At 69.3% G+C, this 11,344-nt stretch carries 13 protein-coding genes; 3 read left to right on the top strand and 10 right to left on the bottom strand.

Features of this window, described 5'->3' with window-relative positions:
• Window positions 1-93: 93 nt before the first annotated feature.
• The gene (locus AC07PA_RS21110; protein ID WP_494608764.1) at window positions 94-519 is read right to left on the bottom strand and encodes a winged helix-turn-helix transcriptional regulator; all 426 of its coding nucleotides are present in this window, start codon (window positions 517-519) and stop codon (window positions 94-96) included.
• A 91-nt stretch (window positions 520-610) separates the two neighbouring features.
• Between AC07PA_RS21110 and AC07PA_RS21105 the strand changes: the two genes are divergently transcribed.
• Both AC07PA_RS21105 and AC07PA_RS21100 read left to right on the top strand, forming a co-directional pair.
• Window positions 611-931 carry a DMT family transporter gene (locus AC07PA_RS21105; RefSeq protein ID WP_494608761.1) on the top strand — a complete coding sequence of 107 codons (321 nt, stop codon included), beginning with the start codon at window positions 611-613 and terminating at the stop codon, window positions 929-931.
• Between the two features lie 32 nt (window positions 932-963).
• Window positions 964-1,629 carry an FMN-dependent NADH-azoreductase gene (locus tag AC07PA_RS21100; protein ID WP_494608760.1) on the top strand — a complete coding sequence of 222 codons (666 nt, stop codon included), beginning with the start codon at window positions 964-966 and terminating at the stop codon, window positions 1,627-1,629.
• 18 nt (window positions 1,630-1,647) lie between these two features.
• Here the strand turns inward: AC07PA_RS21100 and AC07PA_RS21095 are convergent, their stop codons facing one another.
• Entirely contained in the window at window positions 1,648-2,541 is an 894-nt protein-coding gene (locus tag AC07PA_RS21095; RefSeq protein ID WP_494608759.1) for a LysR family transcriptional regulator, read from the bottom strand.
• 93 nt (window positions 2,542-2,634) lie between these two features.
• On the opposite strand from AC07PA_RS21095, the gene AC07PA_RS21090 reads away from it, so the two are divergent.
• Window positions 2,635-3,645, top strand: a complete 1,011-nt coding sequence (locus AC07PA_RS21090) for a zinc-dependent alcohol dehydrogenase family protein (RefSeq protein WP_494608758.1) — start codon at window positions 2,635-2,637, stop codon at window positions 3,643-3,645.
• A gap of 46 nt (window positions 3,646-3,691) precedes the next feature.
• On the opposite strand, the gene AC07PA_RS21085 is transcribed toward AC07PA_RS21090, so the two are convergent.
• From AC07PA_RS21085 to AC07PA_RS21050, 8 genes are all read right to left on the bottom strand, one after another.
• On the bottom strand, window positions 3,692-4,657 hold the full coding sequence (locus tag AC07PA_RS21085; protein WP_494608757.1) for a Bug family tripartite tricarboxylate transporter substrate binding protein: 966 nt from the start codon (window positions 4,655-4,657) through the stop codon (window positions 3,692-3,694).
• 55 nt (window positions 4,658-4,712) lie between these two features.
• Window positions 4,713-5,606 carry a fatty acid desaturase gene (locus AC07PA_RS21080; RefSeq protein WP_494608756.1) on the bottom strand — a complete coding sequence of 298 codons (894 nt, stop codon included), beginning with the start codon at window positions 5,604-5,606 and terminating at the stop codon, window positions 4,713-4,715.
• Between the two features lies 1 nt (window position 5,607).
• On the bottom strand, window positions 5,608-6,420 hold the full coding sequence (locus tag AC07PA_RS21075) for a phosphate/phosphite/phosphonate ABC transporter substrate-binding protein (protein ID WP_494608755.1): 813 nt from the start codon (window positions 6,418-6,420) through the stop codon (window positions 5,608-5,610).
• Window positions 6,421-6,431: 11 nt separating this feature from the next.
• Entirely contained in the window at window positions 6,432-7,442 is a 1,011-nt protein-coding gene (locus AC07PA_RS21070) for an ornithine cyclodeaminase family protein (protein WP_494608754.1), read from the bottom strand.
• Between the two features lie 119 nt (window positions 7,443-7,561).
• Window positions 7,562-9,667 (bottom strand): TonB-dependent receptor, encoded by a 2,106-nt coding sequence (locus AC07PA_RS21065; RefSeq protein ID WP_494608753.1) that lies wholly within the window; start codon window positions 9,665-9,667, stop codon window positions 7,562-7,564.
• A 12-nt stretch (window positions 9,668-9,679) separates the two neighbouring features.
• Entirely contained in the window at window positions 9,680-10,156 is a 477-nt protein-coding gene (locus AC07PA_RS21060; protein ID WP_007856694.1) for a copper chaperone PCu(A)C, read from the bottom strand.
• A 30-nt stretch (window positions 10,157-10,186) separates the two neighbouring features.
• Entirely contained in the window at window positions 10,187-10,837 is a 651-nt protein-coding gene (locus AC07PA_RS21055; protein ID WP_494608752.1) for an SCO family protein, read from the bottom strand.
• 119 nt (window positions 10,838-10,956) lie between these two features.
• Window positions 10,957-11,319, bottom strand: a complete 363-nt coding sequence (locus AC07PA_RS21050; RefSeq protein WP_007856692.1) for a hypothetical protein — start codon at window positions 11,317-11,319, stop codon at window positions 10,957-10,959.
• Window positions 11,320-11,344 lie beyond the last annotated feature (25 nt).

The raw sequence follows: 11,344 nt of genomic DNA, 5'->3' as shown, positions 1-11,344 counted from the left end.
GCGGTATCTCCGTTGCAAGGATACCCAAAAGGCATGCACGACTAATGCCAGTTATCTGCGGGACAGCACACTAGCTTTTAGTTACATAAAATACTATTTGCTTACATAGCATCGGTGCCCAGGCCGCGGGCCTGCATCAGGCATGAAGGCGGCGTCGAAGTCCTCGCGGGCCTGGCGCAGGGCATCGTGGTGGCGCTCGGCCCAGCGGTCCAGCGCGATCAGCGTTTCGCTGAGCGACAGTCCCAGGGCGCTCAGGCGGTATTCCACATGCGGTGGCACCGTCCGGTGGTCTTCGCGCAGTACCAGGCCGTTGCGCGCCAGCTCCCGCAAGGTCTGCGAAAGCACCTTTTGCGAAATGCCCTCCACGCGCCGCAGCAGTTCGTTGTTGCGCAGCGGGCCGGGCGCTAGCGCCGGGATGACCAGCAGTGGCCACTTGCCCGCCACGAGGTGCAGCGCCGCCCGCGACGGGCACGCCTGCCTTAGCACGTTTGCACCGCCCTCGGCGGTGTCTTGCAACATTGTCATGGTTACCAACAGGTGCCTACTTTTGCGTTCGAAATCATATCCCTAAGCTCGCGCCATCCCTTTTTGACCACGGAGACGACAAGCGATGGCATGGATTCTTCTACTCTCGGCCAGTGCGGTGGAAATCGCCATGGCGCTGCTGCTCAAGGCTTCCGACGGCTGGGCCCGGATCTGGCCGGGCCTGCTGGGGCTGCTCGCCGGCGGCGCCAGCATCTACCTGCTGACGCACGCCCTCAAGACCTTGCCGATGGGCACCGCCTATGCGATCTGGACCGGCATCGGCTCGGTCGGGGTGGCCCTCGTGGGCATCGTCGTGCTGGGTGAGAGCGCTGCCCCTGCGCGCCTGTTCTTCATCGGGCTCGTGGTGGCCGGCATGGTGGGCTTGCGGCTCATCGACCAGGCATGACGCAGCTGCCGCCCCAAAGAAGGACCTTGCGCATGAGCCACCTCCTGTACATCGAAGCCTCGCCGATGCAGTCGGCCTCTATATCCCGCGCCGTGGCCCGTGCCTGGCTTGACGCCTGGTGCGGCGCACACCCCGGCGCCACCATCGACGTGCTCAACGTCTGGGACCTGCCCCTGCCCGCGTTCGACGCGGACATGATCGCCGCGAAGTTCGCGGTGCTGCGCGCGCAGCAGGCCAGCGCAGAGCAACTGCGGCTGTGGGGCGAAGCCGTCGCCATTTCCCGGCGCTTCAACGCGGCGGACGAATACCTGTTCAGCCTGCCGATGTGGAATTTCGGCGTGCCCTACCGCCTCAAGCATTTCATCGACGTCGTGACCCTGCCCGGCCAGAACTGGCGCTGGTCGCGCGAACGCGGCTACGAGAGCCTGCTGTGCGGCAAGCAGGCGACGCTGGTCTATTCGAGCGCGGGCGACTACCGGGTGGCCCCGCACGATGACGGATCCGACTTTCAGAAGCCGTTCATGCGGCGCTGGCTGCGCTTCCTGGGCATCGCGGTGGCGGGCGAGATCAGCGCATCGCCGACGCTGGCGCCTGCGGCCGACGTGGAGGCCATGGCGCAAAGGGCCCTGGCATCCGCCCATGCCGCAGGTGCCGCCCGGGGCAGGGACACGGCAGGCACCGCGCTGCGCGAAGGCTAAGGCGGCAGGCAATGGACGCTAGGGCGGGCCGCCCCGGCGCGCCAGACGATGCCCGAGCCAGTCCACGGCCTGTTGCAAGGCGCCGAGATGGGGCGCCTGCACCAGCGAGACCTCCATCGCCAAGCGCAGACCGGGCACGGTGATGCGGCGCAGCTGCGGGCGCCGCATTGCCGCCGCGCGCTGGCGCGGCACCAGCGCGATGCCCAGCCCGCGCTCTGCGAGAGAGGCCTGCAGTCCGATGTCGTGCACTTCGGCCGCGATGCGCAACTGCGCGCCGGCGCGCTCTACCGCCGCCTGGAGGGCCGAACGCGAGCCGCACAGGCCGTCTGGCGTGAGCACCCAGCCGATGGCATTGAGTTCCAGCAGCGTGGGGTGCCGGCCCAGCGCCCCCTTGCGCGCGGCCAGGAAGACGATCTCCTCGGTCGCCAGGACGCTGCCGGGCGAGGGGCTGACAACCCCCGCGCTGCCCGCCATGAAAACCAGGGCCGCATCGAGCTCGCCCCTGTCGACGCGTGGCAGCAGCTCGCTGGTCCAGCCGCTGGCCAGTTGCAGGCCCAGGCCGGGGTAGCGGGCCCCGAGCGCCTCCAGGCCGTCGGCCAGCTGCGCATCGGCCAGCGCGTGGACCACGCCCAGGCGCAGCGTGCCTTGTGGCTGGGCGTTGCCGGAGGCTGCGCGCTTGAGTTCGTCCACCGCAGCCAGCACCTTGCGGGCCTCGCGCAGCACCGCCTGGCCGGCCGAGGTCAGCCGTGCCGGCTTGGCCCGGCGGTCGAGCAGGGCCACGTCGAGAAGGCTCTCGAGCCGCTGCAACTGGCGCGTGACGGCCGGCTGCGTGAGGGGCAGGCGCTCGGCCACAGCCTGCACTGAACCCGTTTCGGCCCATAGGACAAAGGCTTTGAGCTCACTGATCATCATCCAAATTTTGCATGAAAATTCTGAAAATAATGAATTTGCAGGCGCTCGCGCACAGCGGCACAGTGGGCCGTGTGTCCACTTCAATACCTGGCAATGAAAGCATTTGAAATCCATGAACATGGCTTCGGCGGCCTCAAGGCTGTACAACGTCCAGCGCCCCTGCCGGGCCCGCGCGAGGTCCTCGTGCGCATGCGGGCGATGGCCCTCAACTATCGCGACCTGGAGATCCTGCTCGGCCGCTACCACACGCCCTTTGCGCACCCGCTGGTGCCGCTGTCCGATGGCGTGGGCGAGGTGGTGGCAGTCGGTGCAGGGGTGACGCGCACCAGGCCCGGCGACCGGGTAGTCCTGTCCTTCTGGGAGCGCTGGACCGACGGCGCCTTCCACCCTGCCGAGGCGGGCGCGCCCCTGGGCGGGCCCCGGGATGGCGTGCTGGCCGAGCAGTTCGTCGCCTCGGAGGACCGCGTCGTGGTGGTGCCTGAGGCGCTCTCCGATGCGCAGGCCGCCAGCCTGCCGTGCGCGGGCACCACCGCATGGCACGCGCTGGTGTCCGCCGGCCGCCTGCAGCCGGGCGACAGCGTGCTGGTGCAGGGCACGGGCGGAGTGTCCCTGTTTGCGCTGCAGATCGCGCGCATGTCCGGCGCGCGCGTGATCGTGTCGTCCAGCAGCGACGAGAAGCTCGAACGCGCGCAGGCGCTCGGCGCCTGCGGCACCGTCAACTACCGGCGCAACCCGCACTGGGGCGACGAGGTGCTGCGCCTCACCGGGGGACACGGTGTCGACCATGTGCTGGAGGTCGGCGGGCCGGGTGGTTTCGCGCAGTCGCTCAAGGCCATCCGGCCCGGCGGGCAGATCAACGTGATCGGCTACCTCGGGGGCACCGAGGGCTCGGTCAATCCGCTGGACATCTTCCGTCGGCAGGCCACGGTGCGCGGAATTCCGGTCGGCTCGCGGCGCATGCTGGAGGCCTTGGTGGCGGCCTATGCCGCAGGCGCGGTCCGCCCCGTGATCGACCGGGTCTTTGCCTGGACGGAGGCCGCACAGGCGCTGCGCCACCTCCAGTCGGGCGGGCATTTCGGCAAGGTGGTGCTGAGCGTGCAGTGAAACCGGCATGCTGCCCGCCGCTGGGCTGCGGGCGGCGGCGCGGCCTTCAGTTCGGCTGGATGCCGGCCTGCTTGACCACGGCCACCCACTTGGTCGTCTCCGACTTAATGAAGCTGCCCAGTTCCTCGGGCGTGCTGCCCACGGTGAAGGCGCCGATCGCGTCGTAGCGCTTCTTGAAATCCGTGCTCTGCATGATGCCCTTGAGCTCGCCGGCGATCCTGTCCACGATGGGCTTGGGCGTGCCGCTCTTGGCCACCACGGCATACCAGGAGGTGACCTCGAAGCCGGGGTAGCCGACCTCGGCAAAGGTTGGCACATTGGGCAGCCAGGGCGCGCGCGTCTTGTAGGCCACGGCCAGGGGCTTGAGCTTGCCGGCCTGCACGTTCGGGATCGCGGTGATCACCTCGTTGAAGATGAACTGTGTCTGGCCCGAGAGCAGGTCGGTCATGGCCGGGGCGGCGCCCTGGTAGGGGATGGCGGTGAAGTCGGCCCCCGACTGGGTCTTGAGCAGCTCGCCCGCCAGGTGCGAATAGGCGCCCAGGCTCACGCCGAAGTTGACCTTGCCCGGGTTTTTCTTCGAGTACTCGATCAGCTCCTTGGGCGTGGTGGCGGGTACGCTCGGGTTGACCAGCAGCACCTGGGGCGTGAGCACCAGCAGCGAGACCGGCGTGAAGTCCTTGTCCAGGTCGTAGGGCAGCGACTTGAACAGGGCGGGCTGCACCGTCAGGTTCGACGCCGGGGCCAGCAGCAGCGTGTAGCCGTCGGCCGGCTGGCGCGCCACCCAGTCGAAGCCGATGTTGCCTGCGGCGCCGCTGCGGTTCTCCACCACCACGGGCTGCTTGAGGCGCTTGCCCAGCTCCTCGGCGGTCTCGCGCGCCACCTTGTCGGCAATGCCCCCGGCCGGGTAGGGCACGACCAGGTGGATGGTCCGGGTCGGGTAGTCCTGGGCGACAGCGGCCAGGGACACCCATGCGGCGGCAACTGCGGCGAGGCGGGCGAAGGGAAAGGGCATGGGGGATCTACCTCGGTCAAGGAATGGGGGAAAGAGGACTGGAAGCGCGCCGACCTCACCACTTGGGGTGGTGGGGTACGAAGACGGGCCGAAACAGGAACAGCCGCGCGATCTGCAGGTAGCCGCGGTAGTAGAAATGCTGGTTGGTCGCCAGCATCTCCTCGCGGTTGTCCACGAAGCGCCGGCGGATCTGGTACCAGGGCAGCGTGGGCTGGCGGTGGTGCACCAGGTGCAGGTTGTTGTAGAGGTAGAGCACGCCCATCACGGTGTTCGATTCGACGATGGCCACGCGCTCCATGGGCTGCTCGCCCCAGCGGTGCTCGGTGAAGGTGCGCAGCATGCCCAGCGACATGCCGGGCCAGGCAAAGCACACGAGGTACTTCCACAGCGGCATGTCGCAGACACCGATGACCCACCCCAGGATCAACGCCAGGCTCACGGCATGGGCGGCCCAGTGCCGCAGGTTGGAATGGTCGCCCGAGCGCACGCGCAGCGTCTCCTTGCGCGCCAGCTTCCACAGCCTGAGGAAGGGTCCGAAGACCATGCGGAACCACAGCTGCTGGTTGAGCATCACCAGCCGGTAGCGCCAGCTGCCGGGCCCGGGCCAGGCGCCCTGCAGGTGGTAGTAGCTCTCCGTGTCGCGCTGCGGGTGCGTCAGGTAGAAGTTGACGTGGTGCGTGCTGTGGCTCTTGTTGTAGAGGGGGTAGGGCATCCACAGCCCGAGCGGTGGCCAGACGAAGGCGGTGCGCAGCCAGGCTGGCCAGGCACGCATGGCGTGGATGCTCTCGTGCTGCAGCGAGAAGTGCCACTGCGTGACGTAGCCGCCCGCCAGGAACAGCAGCAGCACCGGAATGGAGGCATGCCACCAGGTCAGGGCCAGCCAGGCGGCGTAGAGCACCAGGCCGAGCACAACGGTCGGCAGCTCGTAGCGGTGCCAGAAGGCCTTCACCTCACAGCTCCTCGAATGCCGGCACGGGCTGGCGGGCGATGCCAGCCAGGGGTGCGTAGTCGGCCGCGGATGGAAACGCGAAGTCCGCCAGCAGCAGCCGGCCGCGCAGCGCCTGCAGCGCTGGCGCCTGGATGGCGGCACGCAGGGCTGTGCGCAGCGCCTCCAGCGTTGGCCCATCCAGCGGTACGGTGGCCACCAGTGGCGGGATGGGGCGCGGCGCCGTGGTGGCGATGGTGCGCACCTGGGCCGCGAACGCGGAGTCGCCCTGGCGCAGCAGGTCGTGGTAGTAGCTGTCGAGCGGGCCCACGTCGATGTCGCCGCGCACCAGCGCCTCGATGACCCCGCGTGCATGGATGAGCTGGCCCACCGCGCGCGCATACAGCCGGCGCTCGCCCTGCCGTTCCCGGTAGGGCGCCAGGTGGGTGCGGAACGCCACGCCGCCCGACATCGAATCGGCCAAGGTGTAGCCCAGGGTGTGGCCGAAGGTGTCCTCCAGCGATGCGAACGGGGCATCCGCACGCACCACGATGTCGGTGAAGTACACCGCCTTGCCGGCATACCGCGCAGGCGCGGGGATGGGCGCGGCGATCAGTTGCGCTGGCTGGGGGCGCAGCGCGAAGGGCAGCCCGCACATCATGGCCAGGCCCAGGTCATCGCGCGCCCAGAACGGGTTCAGCGCGGCGGGCGGGTCGTAGTCGATCACCGGCCAGTCGAGCCCTGCATGCTGCAGCACCCAGGCCAGCAGTTCTTTCCAGTCGGCGCGCGCCTGGGGCGTGGCCGAGTACATGCGGGCGTTGGCGACGGGGGCGGCCATGGCGTGCGCGCTCAGCGAAAGCGCAGCTTCTGGCCGATGCCGAGCTGCTCGGCCTTGACCAGCATGGCGTGGCCCAGCGCGATGTCCGACAGCGACAGGCCGCGGTGCCAGAACAGCGTGGTCTCGCCATCGCTTTCGCGCCCGGGGCGCAGGCCCGCGACGATCTGGCCCAGCTCGGCATGCAGGTTCTGCTCGGACAGGCGCCCGCTGTCGACATGCGCACGCAAAGCGCCGAAGGGGCCGGCCTTGGCCTGCCCCCAGTCGTCCATGACGAACTTGTCGACGATGTCGGTGAGCGAAAGCTCGACGGCGCTCATGGTGCCGTAGGGGATGACGCAGGCGCCCTTCTGGATCCATTCGGTCTTGAGCAGGGGCTCGGGCTTTTCCAGGCGCGAGGCCTCGACCACGATGTCGGCGCCGCGCACGGTCGACTCCCAGTCGCTGGTCACCGTGATCTTCTTGCCCAGGTCCTGCGCAAGGCGCTGGGCAAAGGCGTCGCGGCTCTCGGGCCGGCGCGAGTGCACGCGGATCTCGTCGAAGTCGAAGATCGAATCGAGCAGGCGTACGTTCCAGTACGAGGTGCCGCGCGCCCCGATGTGGCCGAGCACCTTGGAGTCCTTGCGCGCCAGGTGGCGTGCGCCGATCGCGGTGACCGCGCCGGTGCGCATGTCGGTGATGTCCGAGGCGTCGATGGTCGCCAGCGGCACGCCGGTCTTCGGATCGAACAGGTTCAGGATGGCGAGCTCGGAGGGCAGGCCGCGCTCGTAGTTGCGGTAGAAGTCACCCACCGTCTTGACGCCTGCCACCCCGTGTTCGCCCAGCGTGCGGATGTAGCCGCGCAGCACGTTGAAATGGCCGGGGTAGTCCTTCTCGGGCACCAGGTGCATGCGGGGCTCGATGGTGGCCTGGCCCAGGCCCTGGGCGTGCAGGCCTGCCTCCACGGCGGCGATGATTTCGGCGTCGGTCAGCGCAAGCTGCTGGACGTCCGGATGGTTGAGGTAGGTGAGGTGGATGTCCTGCATGAATAAGTAAGGCCTGTCCGAAAAATTCTATCGGCCGGCCTTACTCGGATAGCGCATGTGTTCATGCGGAAAAATTCCATCCCTGCAGCCGGGCAGCTCCCTGCCCAGGCCTGTCGGGGTCAGAAGCTGTAGCGTGCCGAGGCGTACAGGTTGCGCTCCTGCCCCGGCGTGAGGTAGCTGCTCAGGTGCAGGTGGCTCGACACGAAGTAGGCCTTGTCGAACACGTTGCGCAAGGCCAGCTGCAGCTCCAGCTGGCGGCCGCCATCGAGCTGCGTGCGCCAGGTGTGCGACAGGTCCACGCGCGCATAGCCCGGCAGCACGGTGGTGTTCTGGATGTCCGCATGGCGCGCGCCCTGGGCGTACAGGCCCGCGCCGGTGGCGTGCTCGGCATTCCAGCGGTACTGGCCCCAGAGGCTCAGGGCGTGGCGCGCCACGTTGGGGATGGCCTTGCCCGGGTACTCGGTGTTGTCCACGAACTTCGCCTGCGTGTAGGCGTAGGCCAGTTGCACCCGCAGGTCGCGCGTGAGGTCGCCGCCCAGGCTGGCTTCCAGGCCCTGCGAGCGACCGCTGCCGGCCAGTGTCTTGTCGAACATGCTGGGCGTGGACAGGTCGCCCGATAGCAGGTTTGTCTGCTCCAGCCGGTACAGAGCCACGTCGGACTGCAGGCGAGCGCCGTTCCACAGCGACTTCCAGCCCACCTCGACCTGCCGGCTCTTGCGCGAGGGCAGCGATTGGCCCGATGCGGATGAGGCCTGGTTGGGTGCGGTGCCCGTGCTGTAGCTGGCGTAGACCGAGTCCGCACCCGACAGCTTGCGCAGCAGGGCCAGCTTGGGCGAGGTTTTGCTCTCCTTCACGCCCCGTGTGCCAGCCGCGCCGTACAGGAAATCCTGGCGCGTGCTGCGCAGCCCTGCCACGATGCTCCAGTCATCCCACTCGATGCGGTCCTGCAGCGACAGGGCGGTGCTCGAAAGGTCCTGCGTGGTCGTGGCGAAGCTGAAGCTGCCAGGCCGCGTGGTCAGCCCGTAGACCGGGTTGAAGACGTTGATGTTGGGGTTGGTGGCGCTGGCCACGCCGGCCGAGGGCTGGTCCAGCGTCTCGGTGTAGCGGTCCAGGCCCACGAACAGGTGGTGGCGCGTGGCGCCCCAGGACTGCTCGCTCGTCAGGCTGGTGGCCAGTGCGTTGATGCGGCGCTCGGTGCCTGGCTCGTAGGCCAGCCGGCGCACAAACGTGCCTGGCGGCGCGCCCGCCACGGCGGCGCCCACGGACTGGCGCACCGAGGTGCTGCTGCCGCGCAGGTGGGTGGCGTCCAGCGCCAGCCGCGTGTCCGGCGCAATCTCTACATCGCCGTGCAGGTCGACGAGGGTGTTGCGCGTGGTCGAGTCCGCCCAGGGCTCGCCGAGCTGCCGGTCCTGCGGCACGGCCGCGGGGCGGCCGCCCACTCCGGGCAGGCCGTAGTCGGGCCGGTAGGCCTGGTCCGTGGCCTCCACGCCCAGGCGCAGGTGGTAGCGCTCGCCATCGCTTTTGGCGACGCCGAGCTTGACGCCGTCGAGCCGGTCCGGCACATGGCGCCATTCGCTCGCGGTGGAGCGCGTCACGGTAAGTCGCGCCGCGAGTTCCTGCTCGGCCGAGAGCACGCGGTTGAGGTCCACCGTGGCGTCGAGCGCGCCGTGCGCACCGCCGCCGAGGTTGGCCGAGCCGAAATTGGCCAGCTCGGGCTGGCGGGTCACGATGTTCACGCTGCCCCCGGGCTCGCTGCGCAGCCCGATGGCCGCGCCCGGCCCGCGCAGCACGTCCACGCTCTCGGTGAAAGCCGGCACGAAGGCATAGTTGGACAGGCGCACACCATCGCGCAGCACGCGGCTCGAGCCGGTGCCGCTGTCGGCCACGGCGCCGCGCAGCACGAAGAACTGGCTGTGACTGCCGTTGAAGCCCGAGTCGGCCTGCGCGCCGGGCACGTTGCGCAGCGCCTCCTGCAGCGTGGTGACCGACTGGGCGCGCATCAGCTCGGCCGACACGCTGGTGACGGAGGCCGGCACGTCGAGCGCGGAGGCCGCGGCGCCCGTGGCCAGGCTGCCGGCGCGCTGCTGCGCCTCGCGCGCGGGGGACGCGGTGACGGTGACGGAGGGCAGCGCTGCAGCCGCCTCCTGGGCCATGGCCTGCGATGCGGCCAGCAGGCCGGCCAGCACGTGGACTGCCTGGACGGTGGTGCGAAGGGAGGGGGACATGGTGGGCCGTCTTCAGTGCTTGTGCTCGCCATGCGCGGCGGGCGCGGCCGTGGCGTTTAGCGGGCGCACGGGCGCCTGGATGGCCACCGACTCGCGCTTGCCGTCCTTGCCCTCGAAGACCAGGGTGATCGGCACGGTGTCGCCGGCCTTCACCTGCTGTTTCAGGTCCATCAGCATCACGTGGTAGCCGCCGGGCTTCAGTTCCACGGGCTTGCCGGCCGGCAGGTCCACGCCGGGCACTTGGCGCATGCGCATCACGTTGTCCTGCATGGCCATCTCGTGGACCTCCACCGCCTGGGTCAGCGGTGAGCTGGCCGCGACCAGGCGCGTGTCGCGCGCGGCGCTGAGCTGCATGAAGGCGCCGGTGGCCTGCTGCTGGGGCACGGTGGCGCGCACCCAGGCGTCCTTGACGGTGACCTGGGCCTGGGCGGTGCCGGCGAGTGAGGCCAGAGCGATGGCGAGAGAGGCAAGGCGTGGAATGGAATGCATGGAAATTTCCTGGATGGGGTGGATGTCGGTTCAGGCGGACTGCTGCAGCAACTGGCGCAGGTCGTCGGCGCAGGCCTTGGCGCTTTGCTCGTGGCGCAGCACGAGCCGGGGCTTGCCCAGGGGATCGAAGACGTAGCTGAAGGCCGAGTGGTCCATGGTGTAGGAGGATCCCGTGGGCACCTTCTTGTAATAGACCTTGAACTCCTTGGCTGCTGCCGCCGTCTGCTCCAGGTCGCCGTACAGGCCGATGAAGCTCGGATCGAACACCTGGGTGTAGGCGCCCAGCACGGTCGGGTTGTCGCGCTCGGGGTCGATGGTGATGAAGAGCACCTGCAGGCGTTGGCCGTCGTCGCCGAGCAGGCGGCGAATCTCTGCCGCGCGGGTGAGGGCGGTCGGGCACACGTCGGGGCACTGCGTGAAGCCGAAGAACAGCATCACGGCCTTGCCGCGGTAGTCGGCCAGCGTGTGCACCTGGCCCTGGGCATCCTTGAGCTGGAAATCGCGCGCGTACTCGGCGCCCGTGATGTCCATGCCCTGGTAGGCCAGGGGCGCCTTCTTGCAGGCAGCGAGCGTGGCCGCCAGCAGCGGGGCGAGCGCCAGGGCCAGCAGGCCGCGGCGGTGGTGGGAGGGGCCAGGCGCAGCGGTAGCGGCCAGGAGGGATGGTGTCGATGGGGTGTTCATTGAGGGAACGTGTCAGGGAGCGACGGTGGACCGCCGGGAGGCGCACCGGCGCCATCAGGGCGCGGTGGCTGCATGTACAGGCGCGCGCATGCCCGGCAATGGGCACGCGGCAACGCAGGTCAGGCGAGGGAGGTCGGTGGCCCGCGTGCGGGCAGGGGGGCACCGGCGATGGCCGCGATGGCGGCGGCCACGGTGGGCGTGAGCGCGTGGGCCAGGGGCTCATGGCGCTGTGCGTGCTGCTGAACGGGAGGTGGTGGCGCGCCGGCGCCCAGGCACATCGCGCAATCGAGGGTGTGCCGACCCAGTTCGGTGGCGCCGCCGTCTTCGCCGACCACCACCAGCTTGATGCTGCTGCCCGTGGTGCAGACCACCTGCAGGGCCTGGGGGTGGACGATGGGCGAGGCGATCGCCGCGCCCACGGTCAGCACGAACCACGCCAGGATCAGGCGGGCCAGCAGTGACGAGGTGCGCAGCGCGTGCATGCGCGGATTATCGCCCCGGGGCCCC

This window comes from Acidovorax sp. GW821-FHT09B03, assembly GCF_059418305.1.
Note: the sequence above shows the minus strand (reverse complement) of the source record. Positions and strands in the feature narration are given on the sequence as shown.